Origin of the sequence: Mumia flava (assembly GCF_002797495.1) — a bacterium.
Lineage (GTDB): Bacteria > Actinomycetota > Actinomycetes > Propionibacteriales > Nocardioidaceae > Mumia > Mumia flava.
This window is the reverse complement of the sequence record NZ_PGEZ01000001.1, coordinates 1,244,952-1,262,998: the sequence shown is the minus strand read 5'-3', so window position 1 is coordinate 1,262,998 and position 18,047 is coordinate 1,244,952. Positions and strand designations below refer to the sequence as shown.

Annotated in this window: 17 protein-coding genes; 13 read left to right on the top strand and 4 right to left on the bottom strand. The window is 73.1% G+C overall.

Annotated features, from left to right (window positions below):
* Positions 1-142: 142 nt before the first annotated feature.
* The 3 genes from CLV56_RS21215 to CLV56_RS05965 all read right to left on the bottom strand — a co-directional run bounded on the left by CLV56_RS21215 (position 143) and on the right by CLV56_RS05965 (position 3,605).
* Complete coding sequence (locus CLV56_RS21215; protein ID WP_039340935.1) at positions 143-670, bottom strand: CGNR zinc finger domain-containing protein; 528 nt, start codon at positions 668-670, stop codon at positions 143-145.
* Positions 671-888: 218 nt separating this feature from the next.
* Positions 889-1,746 (bottom strand): thioesterase family protein, encoded by an 858-nt coding sequence (locus tag CLV56_RS05970; protein ID WP_211287988.1) that lies wholly within the window; start codon positions 1,744-1,746, stop codon positions 889-891.
* Positions 1,743-3,605 carry a helicase-associated domain-containing protein gene (locus CLV56_RS05965; RefSeq protein WP_039340938.1) on the bottom strand — a complete coding sequence of 621 codons (1,863 nt, stop codon included), beginning with the start codon at positions 3,603-3,605 and terminating at the stop codon, positions 1,743-1,745. Before CLV56_RS05965 ends, CLV56_RS05970 begins: the two co-directional genes overlap by 4 nt.
* A 131-nt stretch (positions 3,606-3,736) precedes the next feature.
* Between CLV56_RS05965 and CLV56_RS05960 the strand changes: the two genes are divergently transcribed.
* Positions 3,737-4,219 carry a type II toxin-antitoxin system PemK/MazF family toxin gene (locus CLV56_RS05960; RefSeq protein ID WP_245857648.1) on the top strand — a complete coding sequence of 161 codons (483 nt, stop codon included), beginning with the start codon at positions 3,737-3,739 and terminating at the stop codon, positions 4,217-4,219.
* Between the two features lie 44 nt (positions 4,220-4,263).
* Here the strand turns inward: CLV56_RS05960 and CLV56_RS05955 are convergent, their stop codons facing one another.
* Positions 4,264-4,737, bottom strand: coding sequence for a CGNR zinc finger domain-containing protein (locus CLV56_RS05955; RefSeq protein WP_039340941.1), 474 nt, complete (start codon positions 4,735-4,737; stop codon positions 4,264-4,266).
* Between the two features lie 85 nt (positions 4,738-4,822).
* On the opposite strand from CLV56_RS05955, the gene CLV56_RS05950 reads away from it, so the two are divergent.
* The 12 genes from CLV56_RS05950 (at position 4,823) to CLV56_RS05895 (ending at position 18,029) form a co-directional block, all read left to right on the top strand.
* The gene (locus tag CLV56_RS05950) at positions 4,823-5,110 is read left to right on the top strand and encodes a hypothetical protein (RefSeq protein ID WP_039340943.1); all 288 of its coding nucleotides are present in this window, start codon (positions 4,823-4,825) and stop codon (positions 5,108-5,110) included.
* Positions 5,107-5,496 carry a VOC family protein gene (locus tag CLV56_RS05945; protein WP_039340946.1) on the top strand — a complete coding sequence of 130 codons (390 nt, stop codon included), beginning with the start codon at positions 5,107-5,109 and terminating at the stop codon, positions 5,494-5,496. Before CLV56_RS05950 ends, CLV56_RS05945 begins: the two co-directional genes overlap by 4 nt.
* Positions 5,497-5,556: 60 nt before the next feature.
* Positions 5,557-6,678, top strand: coding sequence for a YihY/virulence factor BrkB family protein (locus CLV56_RS05940; RefSeq protein ID WP_100414535.1), 1,122 nt, complete (start codon positions 5,557-5,559; stop codon positions 6,676-6,678).
* A gap of 34 nt (positions 6,679-6,712) precedes the next feature.
* Positions 6,713-9,049 (top strand): endopeptidase La, encoded by a 2,337-nt coding sequence (lon, locus tag CLV56_RS05935; protein WP_039352754.1) that lies wholly within the window; start codon positions 6,713-6,715, stop codon positions 9,047-9,049.
* Positions 9,050-9,272: 223 nt separating this feature from the next.
* On the top strand, positions 9,273-9,878 hold the full coding sequence (locus tag CLV56_RS05930; RefSeq protein WP_039352751.1) for a PadR family transcriptional regulator: 606 nt from the start codon (positions 9,273-9,275) through the stop codon (positions 9,876-9,878).
* Positions 9,875-10,630 (top strand): ABC transporter ATP-binding protein, encoded by a 756-nt coding sequence (locus CLV56_RS05925; RefSeq protein ID WP_039352748.1) that lies wholly within the window; start codon positions 9,875-9,877, stop codon positions 10,628-10,630. Before CLV56_RS05930 ends, CLV56_RS05925 begins: the two co-directional genes overlap by 4 nt.
* The gene (locus tag CLV56_RS05920) at positions 10,627-13,221 is read left to right on the top strand and encodes an FtsX-like permease family protein (protein ID WP_100414534.1); all 2,595 of its coding nucleotides are present in this window, start codon (positions 10,627-10,629) and stop codon (positions 13,219-13,221) included. Before CLV56_RS05925 ends, CLV56_RS05920 begins: the two co-directional genes overlap by 4 nt.
* Before the next feature lie 330 nt (positions 13,222-13,551).
* Complete coding sequence (locus CLV56_RS05915; RefSeq protein WP_039355605.1) at positions 13,552-14,178, top strand: HAD family hydrolase; 627 nt, start codon at positions 13,552-13,554, stop codon at positions 14,176-14,178.
* Between the two features lie 142 nt (positions 14,179-14,320).
* Positions 14,321-14,716 carry a cold-shock protein gene (locus tag CLV56_RS05910; protein WP_039367962.1) on the top strand — a complete coding sequence of 132 codons (396 nt, stop codon included), beginning with the start codon at positions 14,321-14,323 and terminating at the stop codon, positions 14,714-14,716.
* A gap of 44 nt (positions 14,717-14,760) precedes the next feature.
* The gene (locus CLV56_RS05905; protein ID WP_039367965.1) at positions 14,761-15,543 is read left to right on the top strand and encodes a DUF3027 domain-containing protein; all 783 of its coding nucleotides are present in this window, start codon (positions 14,761-14,763) and stop codon (positions 15,541-15,543) included.
* 360 nt (positions 15,544-15,903) lie between these two features.
* Positions 15,904-16,362: a MarR family winged helix-turn-helix transcriptional regulator gene (locus CLV56_RS05900; RefSeq protein ID WP_100414533.1), complete on the top strand. Its 459-nt coding sequence runs from the start codon at positions 15,904-15,906 to the stop codon at positions 16,360-16,362.
* 80 nt (positions 16,363-16,442) lie between these two features.
* On the top strand, positions 16,443-18,029 hold the full coding sequence (locus CLV56_RS05895; protein ID WP_245857644.1) for an MDR family MFS transporter: 1,587 nt from the start codon (positions 16,443-16,445) through the stop codon (positions 18,027-18,029).
* The last annotated feature ends 18 nt before the right edge of the window (positions 18,030-18,047 follow it).

Below are 18,047 nucleotides of genomic sequence, written 5' to 3'. Positions count from 1 at the left end.
GAGCGCTTCCCTTCCCGCTGGTCGAGGCGCGAGCGCTTCCTTCCCGCTGGTCGAGGCGCGAGCGCTTCCCTTCCCGCTGGTCGAGGCGCGAGCGCTTCCCTTCCCGCTGGTCGAGGCGCGAGCGCAGCGAGCGATCGAGACCCTACCCCCGCTCACGCGTACGCCGGCGCGCGCGGTACGCGGCGACGTTCGCGCGGGACGCGCACCTCTCGGAGCAGTAGCGGCGCGAGCGGTTCGGGGAGAGGTCGATGTAGGTGTTGGCGCACCCGTCGGCCGCGCAGACGCCGAGGCGGTCGGGCCCGTGGTCGCAGACCAGCACGGACAGGCCCATCAGCGACTCCGCGACCAGCAGGTCGGCGACGCTCGCGGCCCGGTCGGCGACGTGCAGCTGCCACCGGTCGCCGTCGGCAGCGACGATCATCGGCGTGATCCGGTGCGTGTGGAGGAGCGAGTTGAGGGTCCCCACCGACTCGGTGGGCAGGCCGGCGTCGGCGTGGTCGAAGACGGGCCTCAGACGCCGTTGGAAGCGCGCCAGAGCCGGAGCGTCGCGTTCGGTGATCCGCGGATGCAGCCACGCGCGGTCCGCGACGTGCTCGCGAAGTGCCGCGGAGGTCTCGAGGGGGGCGTTGACCAGCGCGGAGGCGCGCTCGGCATGGCTGACGAAATCCACCGCAGGATGGTAGCGACCGGAGCTCGGCGAGCACCCGTCGGGTAAGAGGCACGGATCACCTTGGGTCGTACCGCGCGCCTGACTAGACTGTCAGTGGTAGCCAGCCCAGTGCTCGTTACCACCCCTCATCACCCCCGCTGGACGTCCCCCCATTGGCCGGCGGGGGTGATTCCTTGTCCGGCGACGCCCGCCACCCCGCCAGGGCTGGACTGCTGCGATCAGCGCGGCGCCACCAGCAGCGCCTGCGTGGCGTACCCGCACAGTCCGTCGGCGTCGGCGATCGTCGCGTGCGCCACCCCGGTCCCGCGGGTCCAGGTGTGCGAGCGGGCCTCGAGGTAGATCCACGGTCCGCGAGGGGCGCGCTGGGCGACCACCCCCAGGCCCGGCGGGACGAACAGCCACGCGTCCATCGGCAGCGTGCCGCTGATCCCGTTCGTGGAGTCGGCGAGCACCAGCATCCGCTCGAGGTCCGCGGTCGGCTCGTCGTGGACGAGCGGGACACGGACGCGCCCCCACAGCCGCGTGGTGACGTCACCGGTGTCCAGCGGCGCGTCGTCGGCCATGGGCCGGTCCACGTAGCGCCACTCGATCGACCGTCCGTACCCCCACGACGGGTCGAGCCGGGGGAAGTAGAACTGGACGTGGGCCTCGGGCAGCGGCGGCGGCGCGAACGGGCGCCCGGACTCCGCAGCGCGCCCGTCCTCGGTCGAGATCAGCCAGGCGCGGGCGGCGACGGCCGTCCGGCCCTCGGCGAGCAGGCGCGCCGCGACCTGCCGGACGCGTCGGCCCCCGCGCAGCTCCTCGACCTCGATCCGGCAGCGTCCCTGCGGGATCGGGCCGAGGAAGTCGACGTCGATCTTGCCGATCGCGAGCGGGTCGCTGCCGGTCCGCTCGGCGATGCACCGGGCGAGCAGCGCGGCCGGAGGGCCGCCGTGCTGGTGACTGAAGTCCCAGGGGCTCTGCGTGGCGTCGGTGGAGGCGAACTCGTCCTGGTCGAGCCGTACGTAGTAGCTCGACGCGGGCAGGTCGGGCAGGTGCGCCGACTCGGGCGCGGTGGGGTCGTCGACGGCGGTCACGGGGCCGACGCTACCTGCACGATCCGGTGGACGGCGAAGCGCTGGACCGCTCCGCTGCGGTGGTCGAAGGCGGTCAGCCACCCGGCGTCGACCCGGAGCGGCTCGACGACCCGCTCGGTCCTGGTGCCGGCCTGGTCCATGTAAGCGAGCCACATCCGCTCCTGCGTCTCCGCGGCCTCGCGCAGCCGTGCCATGGTCGCGAGGGCGCCGTCGCTCGCACCGCCGTCGCCGGGGCGCGACGCGGCCGCCGCCTCGCCCGCGCGTACGGCCCGGACCGCCGCGACCGGGTCCGGAGGGCGGTGGGTGACGTCGGCGTCGGAGACCCGCGCGCGCCGACGTCGGCTGCCCCGGTGGACCAGACCTCCGTCCGCGTCCTCGGCCACCGGGCGCTTGCCTGCCTCGGCGAGACGGCGGGTCAGCACCTCGGCGTCCACCCGGCTCACGGCGACAGTCGGGGAGACGCGGTGCAGCGCCGAGGCGACCGCGGGGTCGGCGAGGAGGGCCTCGATCTCGGCCGGATCGTCGCTGCGCACGTACGTGCTGGTCACTCCGATCCGCAGCCGGCCGTGCTGCCGAGCGACGTCGTCGACGAGGTACGTGAGGGGCTGCGGGATCGGGGTGGACGACACCGAGCCGAGGAACGCGTGCACCTCGCTGGCCGGCCACCCGGCGTCGAGCGCGCGGCGGATCGAGTCGGCGGTGAACCGGAAGACCGTGGCGCCTCCGCGCGACTCGACGTCGGCGACCCGGGCGAGCCGGTCGACGACGTCGCGGGTCAGCGGGCCGGGCGCGACGGCCGTCAGGTCGGCCTGGACCAGCACGTGGTCGACGGGGGCCGGGAGCAGCGCCTCCAGGGTCTCCTCCGCCTCGGGAAGGCTCATCGCCGCACCGGCCGGCGTGAGCGTGTCGAGCGCGACGACGCCCAGCCAGGTGGCCTCGCGCAGCGTGCGGCGCACGAGCGCGTCGCGGTCCTCCCCGGCACGCGGAAGGTGCCAGGCGACCGCGTCGACGACCTCGTCGGGGTCGGTGTACGCCTCGCCGCCGAGGGTCGCGAGCACGCGCAGCAGCTGGCGTCGGACCCGGCCACCACCGCGCCGCAGCCACGCGTCGGCGAGGTCGAGCCAACGTCTGCCGACCGACGCGTCGAGCCAGGCGTCGAACAGCGTGGTCGGGACCCACACCTCGCCGGCGACGTCGTCCGCGTCGCGCCCGAGCAGACGCGCGGACTCGGCGACCTCGAGCAGGAACTCGGCCTCCTCGGCCCCGATCCCGAGGGCGGTGGCCGCGTTGCGCACGTCGCGGACCCCCCGCCCGCCGGAGCGGAGAACGGGAACCGGCTCGTCCGCCCACGCGGTGAGCACCTGCTCGACCCGCTGGGTCACCTCCATCACGGTGCCGGCGCTGGCGTTGCGCAGCCGGCGGTCCGGGACCTCGCGGGTCGACAGCGGGGGCGGGCCGTCGTACGGGCCGCGGGGACCCCAGGCGCGCAGGGCGTCCCGGGCCTCGCGGACGACGTGCCACGCATCCGGACGCCCCCACAGCAGCGCGCTCGCGTGCAGGCGGGCCACGATCGCCCGGATGCGGTCGGGCGGAGCGTCGACCAGGGAGGTCAGGTCGTCGATCCCGACGGGCGAGGGGGCGTACGCCATCGCCGCGAGCGTCGACAGGTGCGCCGTGTCGAGCCGGTCGAGCGCCCATCCGACCGACGGGCGCGACGCGGCCCGCGACGCGAGCTGTCCGACGTCCGCAGGTGGAGGCGTCGCCAGGTCGGGTCGCGCGCGGAGCAGCACGACCAGGGCCTCGTCGCTGCGGGCCCTCAGGTCGTCGGCGAGGCTGCGCGGAGACTCGGAGGCGGACATCGTCCCTACGGTAGCCCTCGGGTCCGTCTCCGTAGCCGGCTGCGGAGACCGTCACCTGGCGCCGATGGTTTCCCCAGCCCGGTGAGGATCTGCGTAGCCAGGTGCCCGCCCGAACCCGCTACTCTCCCTGCATGGCCACGCGATCGACGTCGACCGGTCCGCTGCGGCGCTTCGCGAAGGCGGTCCGCCGCGCCGCCGGGTGGCGCCCCGGTGCCGTCGTGGCCGGGCCGTACGGAACGGTCATGACGTATGCCCCGAAGCCTGACGGCCGACCGGATCCCGGCGAGATCGTCTGGACATGGGTGCCGTACGAGGACGATCCGTCGCAGGGCAAGGACCGCCCGGTCCTTCTCGTCGGGCGACGCGGGACCAACCTCGTCGCCGTCATGATGACGAGCAAGGACCACGACCGTGACGCGGCCGACGAGGCGCGCTGGGGGCGGTACTGGATGGACATCGGCTCCGGTGCCTGGGACCGGCAGCGGCGTCCGAGCGAGGTCCGACTCGATCGGCTGATCGAGGTCGAGGAAGCGGACGTCCGGCGCGAGGGCGCGGTGCTCGAACGGACGATCTTCGACCGCGTCGTCGCCGGCGTCGTCAAGCACGCGGCCTGAGGCTCGCCGGTCGAGCGGGCCGGGACCCGCCGGTTGAGACGCCCCTACCCGCGCCCGGCACGCGCACGGTGCTTGCGTGCCTTGGCCCGGTTGCCGCAGACCTCCATCGAGCACCACTGGCGGGAGTGGTTCTTCGAGCGGTCGTAGAACGCCCAGCGGCAGTCGTCCGCGGGGCAGATCTTGACGCGGGCCAGGCGGTCCTCGGCCGTCAGTGTCGCCACGTCGGCGGCGACGGCCTCGATCAGCGACGTCGGGCGCAGCCCGACGTCCGGTCCGATCTCGACGGTCACCCCGACCCGTACGGCCTCGGCCGGAGCTTCGCCGGAGGCGAGGCGGCGCAGGGCGTCACGCAGCCGGAGGGCCTGGTGGTGCACGGTCCGGTCGCTCGTCTCGCCCGTCCAGGCGGCGAGGTCGTCGACGGTGGCGAGCGCGTCGTGCGCGTCCTCGACGTCGAGGGTGTTGAGGAACGCGACGACCCGGTCCGCCGGATCGGGTCCGGCATCGGCGTACGCACTCACCAAACCAGCATAACGCGAATGACGGTTGCGCAGGGACGCCGTAACTGGCAAAGTCTGTAGGGAGGTTACGGATCGAGGGGGAGTCATGAAGTTCTGGGGAGGATTCCTGGTCGTCGAGCAGATGCTCGACCGACGAGACGCGCACACGCGCCACACCCAGCTGGCCGCGCGGCGGCAGGAGGAGGAGGCGCTCCTGCGCACGCCGCGACTCGGCTCCCCGGCCGGGCCCGCGGGCGGTGCGTCCTCCTCCCGGGCCGAAGGCGCGCGGGAGGCCCAGCCCGTTCGGCCGGGCGACGCCGTACGCGAGCCCGCGCGGGTGCCCGCCCGTCGGCGGCTGCGCCCCGCGGTCCGGGCGCGGGGGTGCGCGGTATGAGCGCGTCCACCGGTGCCGTACGGATCGGCGCCTACGTGCTGGACTGCCCGGACCCGCTCGCGCTCGCGCACTTCTACGCCGGGATGCTCGAGGTCGAGGTCGCGGCCGGCAGCGATCACGACTGGGCGCAGCTCGAGGGCGCGTCGCTGGCGTTCCAGCGCGTCGACGACTTCGAGCCTCCGCAGTGGCCGGACGGCCTGCCGCAGCAGGCGCACCTGGACCTGGCCGTCGCGTCGTACGACGAGCCGCACCGCCGCGCCCTCGCGCTCGGCGCGCAGCCGCTCGACCCGGTCGAGCCCCCGGGCCACAGCGACGACGAGGAGCGTGGATTCCGGGTCTACGCGGATCCGGCCGGCCACCCCTTCTGCCTCTGCACCTGCGACTGAGGCCGGGCCGACGCGCAGGGCCTGACCGCGAACGCGGCCCCGGGCAGGTAGCGTTGCGCAGTGTCAGTCGTCGGGAAGTTCGACCGGTACCAGCGTGAGCACCCGGTCATCGGGTTTCCGCTGGCGGTCGTCTACAAGTTCTTCGACGACCAGTCCAACTACCTGGCCGCGACCGTCACCTACTACGCGTTCGTGGCCATCTTCCCAATCCTGCTGATCGGCTCGAGCGTCCTCGGGTTCTTCCTGCAGAACGACCCCGAGCTGCGCGACCAGATCCTCGACACCGCCGTCGCGAGCTTCCCGATCATCAACACCCAGATCGCCAGCACCGAGGGCCTCGAGGGGTCGACCTGGGCCGTGGTCGCGGGTGCGCTGACCGCCCTGTACGGGATCCTGGGGCTGGGCCAGTCGGCGCAGAACGCGATCAACGTCGCATGGGCCGTGCCCCGCAACTCCCGCCCGAACCCGTTCCTCGGTCGGGGCCGCAGCCTCGTGATGTTCAGCATGGCCGGCCTCGTCCTCGTGGCGATCGCCGGCGTGACGGCGTTCCTGTCGGGGAGCAGCGAGCTCCTCTTCGACGAGAGCTTCACCTGGGTCGACCTGCTGATCCGTGCGGGGGTCGTGATCGTCTCCGGGCTCGCGTTCACTGTGCTGTTCCGCTTCGCGTCGGCTCGCGCGCACAGCTTCCAGGCCGCGGCGCCGGGCGCCTTCGCGCTCGCCCTGATGTGGCAGCTCCTCCAGATCGGCGGCGCCGCCTACGTCCAGCACGTGATCGGCGCGGCCAGCAACCTGAACCAGATCTTCGCCGTCGTCCTCGGCATGCTGGGGCTGATCTACATCGGTGCCGTGATGGGGCTGTTCGGTGTCCAGATCAACGTCGTGCTGACCAAGCGGCTGTACCCGCGGGCCCTGCTCACGCCGTTCACCGACAACGTCCAGCTGACCCGCGCCGACCGGCGCGCGTACTCCGACTACGCGAAGGCGCAGCGGCACAAGGGGTTCGAGGCGATCCGGGTCGAGTTCGTCAAGGACGACGAGGGCGCGCAGGCGCCCGCGTCGCCGGCCGTGGCGGGGCTCGGGGAGGGCCCCGCCGGGGGCCGTGGCGACGCCGCGAACGGCGCACCGGTCGTTCGCCCTGGGCGGACAGACGGAAGGGAACAACCCGAGCCTCAGGGAAGTTGAATCTTGCACACTCAACTTTGGGAAAGGTGTGCACATGACCGAGGCTCAGGCTGCTGAGCAGCTTCCCGTCCTGTTCCTCACCGAGCCGGTGGTGCTCCCCGGCATGGTCGTGCCGATCGAGCTCGACGAGGCCGCGCGTGCCGCGGTCGACGCAGCGCGCTCGAGCACGGACGACCGCCTGCTCGTCGCGCCGCGGCTCGAGGACCGCTACGCCGCGTACGGGGTCGTGGCCGAGATCGTCCAGGTCGGCCGTACGGCCGCCGGGCAGGCCGCGGCCGTCCTCAAGGCCGGTCAGCGGGTCCGGATCGGGACCGGTGTCACCGGGCCCGGGGCCGCGCTGTGGGTCGAGACCGAGCACGTCGAGGAGGGCACCGAGGACGCGGCCGTCGCCGATCTCGCCTCGGAGTACCGCTCGCTCGTGATCGGCGACCTCCAGCGTCGCGACGCGTGGCAGGTCATCGACAACGTCAACCGCGTCACGGACCCGTCGGCCCTCGCGGACCTGTCCGGCTGGGCCTCCTGGCTCACCGACGTCCAGAAGCGTCAGGTGCTCGAGACGCCGGAGGTCGCCGAGCGACTGCGCGTCCTGATCGGCTGGCTCAAGGACCACATCGCCGAGGCCGAGGTCGCGGAGAAGATCGCCGACGACGTCCGCGAGGGGATGGACAAGACCCAGCGCGAGTTCCTGCTGCGCCAGCAGCTCGCCGCGATCCGCAAGGAGCTCGGCGAGGACGAGCCCGACGGCGCCGACTCGTACCGCACGAAGGTCGACGAGGCCGATCTGCCGGAGCAGGTCCGCGAGGCGGCGCTGCGGGAGGTCGACAAGCTCGAGCGCAGCTCGGAGCAGAACCCGGAGTCCGGCTACATCCGGACCTGGCTCGACACCGTCCTCGAGATCCCGTGGGGCACCAGGACCGAGGACAGCAACGACGTCTCCGCCGCGCGTGCGGTGCTCGACGCCGACCACCACGGGCTGGAGGACGTCAAGGACCGGATCGTGGAGTACCTCGCGGTGCGCGCGCGTCGCGCCGAGCGCGGGCTCCAGGTCGTCGGCGGCCGCGGCTCCGGTGCCGTGATGGTGCTCGCCGGACCGCCCGGTGTCGGCAAGACGTCGCTCGGCGAGTCGGTCGCCCGTTCGCTCGGCCGCCGGTTCGTGCGGGTCGCCCTGGGTGGTGTCCGGGACGAGGCCGAGATCCGCGGTCACCGGCGGACGTACGTCGGTGCGCTGCCGGGCCGGATCGTGCGCGCGATCAACGAGGCCGGCTCGATGAACCCGGTCGTGCTGCTCGACGAGGTCGACAAGCTCGGTGCGGACTTCCGGGGAGACCCGGCGGCCGCGCTGCTCGAGGTGCTGGACCCGGCGCAGAACCACACGTTCCGCGACCACTACCTCGATCTCGACCTCGACCTGTCCGACGTGCTGTTCCTCGCGACCGCGAACGTCGTCGAGCAGATCCCGCAGGCCCTGCTCGACCGGATGGAGCTGGTCACCCTCGACGGCTACACCGCCGACGACAAGGCCGCGATCGCCCGCGACTTCCTCTGGCCGCGCCAGCTGGAGCGGGCGGCGCTGGACGCCGACGAGGTCACCCTGACCGACGAGGCGCTGGCGAAGATCGTCGCGGACTACACCCGGGAGCCGGGCGTACGTCAGCTCGAGCGGTTGCTGGCCAAGATCCAGCGCAAGGTCGCGACGCAGCTCGCGGGCGCGCGGGCGACGCAGGCGGTCGTGGTCGACGAGGCGGCGCTGCGCGACTACCTCGGACGGCCCCGGTTCACCCCCGAGTCGGACGAGCGGACCGCGGTGCCGGGCGTCGCGACGGGCCTGGCGGTCACCGGGTTCGGCGGTGACGTCCTGTTCGTGGAGGCGACGCCGACCGACGGGGAGCCCGGCATCACGCTCACCGGCCAGCTCGGCGACGTGATGAAGGAGTCGGCACGGATCGCATTGTCGTACGTCCGCTCGCACGCCGAAGCGCTCGGCGTCGACCAGGCGTTCCTCGAGCGCCACGTGCACATCCACGTCCCGGCCGGCGCGATCCCGAAGGACGGGCCGTCCGCGGGCGTCACGATGGTGACGGCGCTGGTGTCGGCCGCGACCGGACGCAACGTCCGCTCCGAGGTCGGGATGACCGGTGAGGTCACGCTGAACGGCCGTGTGCTCCCGATCGGCGGCGTCAAGCAGAAGCTGCTCGCCGCCCAGCGGGCCGGGCTGACGACGGTGTTCGTGCCGCACCGCAACGAGCCGGACCTGGACGACGTCCCGGCCGAGGTGCTCGAGGCGATCGACGTCCGTCCGATGACGGACGTGGCCGAGATCGTCGCGCAGGCACTCGAGCCGGCTGCCCAGGGGGCGAGCGCAGCGGCCTGACCGTCCGGATCCTCCGCTGGTCGAGGCGCGAGCGAGGCCGGTGCTTCCGTTGGTCGAGGCGCGAGCGAGGGACGAGTGAGTGATCGAGACCCCGAACGGGTCTCGAGCCTCGCTTCGCTCGGCCTCGACCAACGGGAGATCCGCCCGAGACGCTTGCGCTTCCGCTACATACTCGGTATACATCTCTCTACCTGGATGTATACCGAGTATGTAGGGGGTCCGGATGTCGATCCGGAACGGACTGCTGGCGCTGCTCTCGGAGCAGCCTGCGTACGGGGCGCGGCTGCGCTCGGAGTTCGAGCGCCGCACCGGCGGGACCTGGCCGCTGAACGTCGGTCAGGTCTACACGACGCTCGGACGTCTCGAGCGTGACGGCCTCGTCGTGGCCGATCCCGAGCCGGACGGCGAGGGTCGGGTCACGTACCGGCTGACCGACGAGGGTCGTGCGAGCGTCGACGCGTGGTTCGCGAGCGCGGTGACGCGTGCGACGGACCCGCGTGACGAGCTGACCATCAAGCTCGCGCTCGGGGTCACGCTCCCCGGCGTCGACGTCCCCGCGGTGATCCAGACGCAGCGCGCGGACTCGTTGCGCCACCTGCAGGACCTGACGCGGCTCAAGCGGGAGGCCCTCGACACCGAGGACCTCGCGTGGGAGCTCGTGCTGGAGCGCTCGATCTTCGGCACCGAGGCGCAGGTCCGCTGGCTGGACCACATGGAGACCCGGGTCCGCCAGGCCGCCGCGGCCCGGCGAGCCGGTACTTCCGGTGCGGGCACCGCCGAACGTTCCGACCTGGATGCGTTGGCGACGACCGAGCGGAGCGCCCGATGAACGAGAGCGCGAACGACGGCGCCACGCCGCTGCTGGAGCTCCGTTCCGTGACCCGCACGCACGGCGACGGCGCGACCGCGGTCCATGCGCTGCGCGGGGTGGACCTGAAGGTCGGGTCCGGCGAGCTGGTCGCCGTGATGGGCCCGTCGGGCTCGGGGAAGTCGACGCTGCTGAATCTCGCCGGCGGCCTGGACACCCCCACCGCCGGGGAGGTGCTGGTCGGCGGGACGTCCTTCGACGGGCTGAGTCGTACGGCGGTGGCTGCGCTGCGCCGCCGGGCCCTCGGCTACGTCTTCCAGGACCTCAACCTGGTGCCGTCGCTGACCGCCGTCGAGAACGTCGCGCTCCCGCTCGAGCTCGACGGCGCCCGGGTCTCGGTGGCGCGTTCGGCAGCAGTCGCCGCGCTGGAGGAGACCGGGACCGAGCATCTCGCGTCGCGGTTCCCGGACGAGCTGTCCGGCGGTCAGCAGCAGCGCGTCGCGATCGCCCGCGCGCTGGTCGGACCGCGCACGGTCCTGCTCGCCGACGAACCGACCGGCGCCCTCGACTCCGAGACGGGCGAGTCCGTCATGCACCTGCTCCGCCGGCGCGTCGACGACGGCGCCGCCGGGCTCGTCGTGACTCACGAGGCACGGCACGCGGCCTGGGCGGACCGCGTCGTGTTCCTCCGGGACGGGATCGTCGTCGACGCGACCGGGCCGGGCCCGGGACTCGGCGCGCTGCTCGACCTGGCCGGGGGCGACTCCCGGTGAGCGGCGGTTGGCGGGCCGCGTTCCGGATGGCGCGACGCGAGATCCTCCGGGCGAAGGGGCGCAGTGCGCTCGTCGCCGTGACCGTCGGCGTGCCGGTGCTCCTGGCCGTCACCGCGACGACGGTCGCCGCCACCTCGGACGTGACGCCGGCCGAGGACGTGACCGGCCTGATGGGCGACGGCGTGGCTGCGGCGACCTGGCAGGGCGGGCGCGTGTGGCAGAGCCCGGACGGGTCGGCGTTCGACTACGCGGGAGACGCCAGCCCGCCTGACCGGGCCGAGCAGCGGCGGCTGCTCGAGACCGTGACCGACGCCCGGGTGGTCCCGATCGTCCGCGGCTACGCCGACGCGGTCGCGCCGGGCGAGGGGGGCGACCCTGTCGCCGTGGACGCGATCCAGGTGCCCGCCGATGACCCGCTGGTCGCGCCGATGACGCGACTGAGCACGGGGCGGCTGCCGGCCTCGGCGGACGAGGCGATGATCAGTCCGGGGCTCGCCGACGAGGCCGGACTCGGGATCGGCGACCGCCTGATCGTCGGAGACCGCTCGTTCACGGTCACCGGCACCGGGGTGTTCGGCTCCCTGTCGACGGGGCCGGGCGCGCGTGCGTTCGTCACTCCCGGTGAGACCGGCGCGACCGACGACGGGTACGCGCAGACCTTCGTCCTCGACCGCGCCGACCCGGTGACCTGGCCGGAGGTGCGGGACCTCAACCGCCAGGGCTTCAGCGTCGTCTCGCGGGCGGTGCTCGCGGACCCGCCCGCGGAGTCCGCAGCTCCGGGACGCTGGGGCGACCAGGGGCTCAGCTCCGACGAGACGACGGTGCTGCTGCTGATCGCGGTCGGCGTGGTGATCCAGGTCGTCCTGCTCGCAGGCCCGGCCTTCGCCGTCGGTGCGCGGCGCTCCGAGCGCGATCTCGCACTCGTGGCCGCGGCCGGGGGGTCCGCGGCACACCTGCGTCGGATCGTCCTGGCCCAGGCTGCGGTGCTCGGCCTCGGAGCCGCGCTGGTCGGCGCCGCGCTGTCGGTCCCGGCTGCCGCGCTGGTCGTCCGGGTCCTGGTCGACGGGTTCGGCCAGGGCGCCGGTCCGTTCCAGGTGGTGTGGGCGGCGACGGCCGGCGTGGTCGTGCTGGGGGTCGTCGCCGCGACCATCGCCGCGCTGGCCCCGGCGCGCCGGGTCGCCGCGATGGACGTGGCGGCCGTGCTGGCCGACCGGCGCCCACCCGTACGGTCGCGTGGGGGCTGGCCCTGGGCGGGCCTCGCGCTCGGCGGCGTCGGGGTCGCGCTCTGCGCCACCTTCGGTGTCGGGACCGGCGGTGGTGGCGAGTACGCGATCGCGGTCGGGGCGATGCTCATGGTCGTCGGCGCGGTCTTCGTGCTTCCGACCCTCCTGCGGGCGACGGGCCGGCTGGCCGGGATCCTCCCGGTCTCGCTCCGCCTCGCGGTCCGCGACAACGCTCGGCAGACCGCGCGCAGCGCGCCGGCGGTCGCGGCCGTGATGGCGGTGGTGGGCGCCGCGACCGCCTTCGCGATCGCCACGGCGAGCGACGTCGCCGAAGCGCGTGCGAACTACGTCCCGGCGTACCCCATGGGCGCGATGGCCGTCTCCACCGACGAGGCGTCGGTCGCGGAGGTGCAGGCGGCGGCCTCACGGATCGCCGGTGCCGAGCTCGGCGCGGCGCGGAGCATCGGCGGGTCGACCGACGGCGAGGACGTCGAGGTGTGGACCGCCAAGCGCGGTGACCCTTGGACGGCATGGGGACCGGACGTCCTGGTCGCCTCGGCCGACGACCTGGCCGGTTGGGGGATCCAGCTCGATCCCGCGGCGCGGGCGCGCCTGGACGACGGGGGAGCCGTGGTCGCGGACGCCGCCTGGTTGCGCGACGGGCAGGCGCGGCTCGAGGTCGACACCTGGGACTGGGTGAGCGGCGAGAGCATCAGCAGCCGGGTGCTCGAGGTGCCGGCCGTGCCGGCGGATCTCGGGCTGCAGCCGGCCGCCGATCCTGAGGCGCCGACGTACCCCGCAGCCACGGTGATCTCACCCGCGCTGGCCGAGCGCGAGGGACTGCCGACGTCGACCGTGACCCTGTACGCCCCTCCCGGAACGTTCTCCGACGACCAGCTCGCCGAGTTCCGGTCGGCGATGCGCGCGCTGCCGGGGGATCAGGGCGTGATGGTCGAGGACGGCCCCGACGAGACGTACACGCCGTACTTCGTCGCTCTCGCCCTGCTCGGCGGGCTCGGTGTCCTGTTCGGTGCCCTGTCGGCGACCGGTCTGGCCCTGCGAGACGCGCGGCCCGACCTGGCCACGCTCGCCGCGGTGGGCGCGTCGCCCGCCACGCGGAGGAGGGTCGCCGCGGCGCAGGCGGGGGTGATCGCGGTCGTCGGCGGTGTGCTGGGGGTGGCTGTGGGACTCGTCCCGGGGTTGGCGGCGACGGTGCCGCTGACGGCGTCCGGGCCGGTCGGGCACACGGTCGACGTCCCGTACGGACTGATCGCCGTGATCGCGCTCGGGGTGCCGCTGCTCGCGGCTGCGCTCAGCGGGCTGTTCGTCCGCGGGCGGCTGCCGCTGGTACGGAGGCTCGCGCAATGAGGCCCGGAACCGCAACGAGGCCCGGAACAGGCCGCACACGCTCGACACGCACTGTTACGCAACCGTTACCAATAAACGGAAACATTCTGAGTACCTCGGGCGTCTACCATGAACGCACGGTACGACACAAGGTGTAGGGGGCACTGATGTCGCACATCGATCTCGCGGAGAGGCAGCGTCGCGCTGCACGCATACGGATCGCCCAGCTGGTCGCCCAGCGTCGGGCGGCAGCGGGCAGCGTACGGACGGCGCGGGAGGTCAAGCCTTCGGTCTGAGCCTCGGGCGGCAGCCCGGCTGGGGCCGGTCGGGCGCACCCGTACGCTTCTGGGCGTGAGTACCGTCCCCGCCGTCGGCTTCGACCTCGACATGACGCTGATCGACTCGCGTCCCGGGATCAAGGCCGTGTACGTCGAGATCGCGCGGCGCACCGGCGTCCCCATCGACGCCGACCTGGTCGTGTCGCGCCTGGGGCCGCCGGTCGAGCTGGAGATGGCGCACTGGTTCGCCGAGGACGAGGTGGAGCAGCGCGCCGACGAGTACCGCGCGCTCTACCCCGCCATCGCCGTCGACGAGGTCGAGGCGTTGCCCGGGGCCCACGCCGCGTTCGACGACGTGCGGGCACGCGGGGCGCGCGTGGTCGTGATCACCGCGAAGAACGAGCCCCACGCGCGCCTGCACCTCGACCGGCTCGGCCTGGTCGCCGACGAGGTCCGCGGTCGGGCGTGGCGCGGTGGCAAGGCGGACGTCCTCCGCGAGGTCGGGGCGCTCGCGTACGTCGGTGACCACGAGCACGACATGGAGGCGGCCGTGACCGCCGAGGTCGCCGGGATCGGGGTCACGACCGGGCCGTGCGACGCCGAGAGTCTGCGGGCAGCCGGAGCGCAGGCCGTGCTGGCCTCGCTCGAGGACCTGCCGGCTCGGCTGGATGCGCTGTGGTCGCGTCCGGCGGTGTCCTAGGCTGTAGGGATGCACCGGGGCATCGACCTCGGTGCTCTGCCTGCACCACCCGAACGCTCCACCGCAACACCGCACCCGCTGAACACTGCACCTGCTGAACACTGCACCCGCTGAACGACGACCGAGATGTGAGGACTGCGCCGTGCCCGTAGGCAAGGTCAAGTGGTACGACTCCGACAAGGGGTTCGGATTCCTGAGCCGCGACGACGGCGAGGACGTCTACGTCCGCGCCGACGCGCTGCCGAGCGGTCTGACGAACCTCAAGCCCGGCACGCGGGTCGAGTTCGGGATCGTCGCCGGTCGCCGCGGTGACCAGGCGCTGCAGGTCCGGGTGCTCGAGAAGCAGCCGTCGGTCGCCCAGCAGCAGGCGCGTGCCCGCCGCAAGCGACCGGAGGACATGGTCGTGATCGTGGAGGACCTGATCGGTCTGCTCGACCAGGTCGAGGGCACCTACCGCGCCGGGCGCCACCCCGAGGGCAAGACGGCCAAGCAGACGGCCGCGCTGCTGCGTGCGCTCGCCGACCAGCTGTCCGCCTGACCCCACCCGCAGCGGCACCCCCCGCCGTACGTGAGAATGGAACCATGCCCCCCTCCACCCGCGCCGTCAAGCTGGACTCGGTCGCCGCCGATGCGGTCGAGCAGGCGCGCGCTGCCCTGATCGACGAGGTCGGCACCGAGCGGGTCGGGGACTACCTGGGTGCCCGGGCGGAGGGTGACCGCGTCGTCACCCACACCTTCGCCGCTCAGCAGGGCGGCTACCGCGGGTGGCACTGGTCGGTCACGGTCGTGCGCGCTGCCCGTCAGAAGCGCGTGACGATCGACGAGATCGTGCTGCTCCCCGGCGACCAGGCGATCGTCGCTCCGGCGTGGACGCCGTACGCCGACCGGGTCCAGCCCGGCGACCTGTCGCCCGGCGACCTGCTCCCGCCCGAGGAGGCGGACGTACGGCTCGCGCCGGCGTGGTTCACCGGGGACGCCGCCGTGGACGACGAGATCGATCCGACGTCGGTCCGGCCGATCGCCGACGAGGTGGGGCTCGGTCGGATCGAGGTGCTCTCGCTCGAGGGCCGCGACCTGGCCGCGCAGCGCTGGCACGACGGGTCGCAGGGCCCGGACAACGCCCTCACCCGTCAGGCGCCCGGGAGCTGCCGGACCTGCGGGTTCATGGTCTGGCTGACGCCGCCGCTGGGCAACCGCTTCGGCGTCTGCGCGAACGGCATGGCCAACGACGACGGCCGTGTGGTCGCGTTCGACCACGGTTGCGGGGCGCACTCGCAGACGAAGGTGAAGCGTCCCGCCGCGTCGGCCGCCCCGCCGCCGGTCCACGACACCGTGACCGTCGACGACATCGACCCGCTGGTCTGACACCGCCCCGCGCGGGCGGTTGTCGTCGCGTTCCCCACCCGCTCCGGTCCCGTACGGACCGACGTGCCTGCGTTGCGCCCACGCCGGTGCCCGACGGACTGACGTGCCTGCGTTCGGTACCCGCTCGGGGTTCGTGTGCAGGCATGTCGGGGGGTGCGCGCGCGGCCGGACGGTGATGCCTGCGTTCGCCACCCCGTACGGGCTCGTACGCAGGCATGTGCGTGACCGGCGTCGGGGTGTGGTTCGTACGCAGGCATGTGCGTGGCGACGGCGGCGCCGAATTCGTTTGCCTACCGCAAGCAACCGGTATATGGTTGCATAGCGAAACGAAAGTGGATCGTCGGGACGGAGGAGGTCGCCATGCCCAGCGTTGCCGGAGCCGAGCGTCTCGCCGTCGCGCTCACCCACCTCGGCCGTGCGCTGCGGTCGAACGCCCACCGCTGGGAGCCGGCCGACACGCGGCTGCGCCGGGCGGACGTCGCCGTCCTCAAGCGCCTCGCGACCGCGGGCGAGCAACGGGTCACGGCGATCGCCGACTCCTTCGGGCTGAACCCGTCGGTCGTGAGCCGCCAGGTGACGGCGCTCGAGGCCGCGGGACTGGTCGAGCGGCGCCCCGACCCGGCCGACGCCCGAGCCGGCCTCATCTCCCTGACCGACGCCGGCCGCGACGAGCTGAGCCGGATCTGGCGCGCGTACGCCGAGCGGCTCTGCCAGCAGGTCCCCGACTGGGACGACGAGACCACCGACCGCTTCGCCGACCTCTCGGTCGAGCTCGCCGCCTCGATGCTGCGCGACGAGCTCGACCCGGTGGACGCCTGACCGCTCCACCCGAACCACCCGAACCACCCGCCTGACCCGTGCACGCCCGGCGTGCATGCCTGACCTGGAAGGACCCGCTCTTGTCCGCAACGACCGCTCCGCCGAGCGGCGAGCAGCAGCTCTCGCACCGCGCCATCCTCGAGGTGATGGTCGGCCTGCTCGCCGCGCTCTTCACGGCGATCCTGGCGTCGACGATCGTGTCGAACGCGCTGCCGACCATCATCGGCGAGCTGAACGGGACGCAGTCGCAGTACACCTGGGTGGTCACCGCTGCCCTGCTCGCCATGACCGTCTCGACCCCGGTGTGGTCCAAGCTCGCCGACCTGCTCAACAAGAAGGTGCTCGTCCAGATCGCGATCGTGACGTTCGTGGTCGGGTCGACGATCGCCGGCTTCGCGCAGAACGTCGAGACGCTTCTCGCGGCCCGCGCGATCCAGGGTCTGGCGATGGGCGGACTGACGGCGCTGACGCAGGCGATCATCGGGTCGATCGTCACCCCTCGCGAGCGTGGCCGCTACAGCGGCTACCTCGGCGGCACGATGGCCGTGGCCACGGTGTCCGGGCCGCTCGTGGGCGGGATCATCGTCGACACCGACTGGCTCGGCTGGCGCTGGACGTTCTTCGTCTGCGTGCCGTTCGCGGTCGTGAGCCTCGTCCTGCTCCAGCGCTACCTGAGGATCGAGACGCTCAAGCGTGACGTGAAGGTCGACTACGCCGGCGCGATCCTGGTCGCCATCGCCGCCAGCCTGCCGCTGCTGTGGGTCACGTTCGCCGGGGACACCTACGCCTGGCTTTCGTGGCAGACCGCCGCGTTCTGGGCCGGTACGGCGATCGCGGTCGCCGCGCTGATCCGGGTCGAGACGCGCGTCGACGAGCCGCTCGTCCCGCTGAAGGTCTTCCGCGACCGCACGACCACCCTCGCGATCGTGGCGAGCATGGCGGTCGGGATCGCGATGTTCGGGAGCTCGGTGTTCCTGGGCCAGTACCTCCAGGTCGCCCAGGGTCACACCCCGACCGAGGCGGGGCTGCTGATGATCCCGCTGATGGGCGGGTCGCTGGTCGGCACCCTGGTGTCGGGTCAGCTGATCACCCGGTACGGCCGCTGGAAGCGGTTCCTGGTCGCGGGCTCGGTCCTGCTGATCAGCGGGCTGCTCGTGCTCGGCACGATCGATCACGACACGTCGCAGATCGTGATCGACACCGGGATGGCCGCAGTCGGTCTGGGGATGGGCATGATGCTCCAGAACCTCGTGCTCGCCGTCCAGAACACGGTCGACGTCACCGAGATCGGCGTGACCTCCGGCGCGGTCGCGTTCTTCCGATCCCTCGGCGGCACGATCGGCGTCTCCGTGCTCGGTGCGATCCTGGCGACCGGCGTGCAGGACAGGATCGCGTCCGGCCTCGCGAAGCTGGGAGTCGACCCGGGCGCGGCGGCCTCGGCCGGCGGCACGCTCGACTTCGATGCGATGCCCGCGCCGATCGCCACGCTCGTCCGCACGTCCTACGGAGACGCGACGGCGGAGATCTTCGCGATCGCGGCCGGCGTCGCGGTGGTCGCGCTGATCGCGGTGCTGCTGATCAAGGAGGTCCCCCTGCGGACCACGATCCGCAAGCAGGAGCCGGCCGAGCTCGCCGAGGAGGGCCAGCCGGAGCCGTCCACGGTCTGACGAGACCGAGGACGCCTG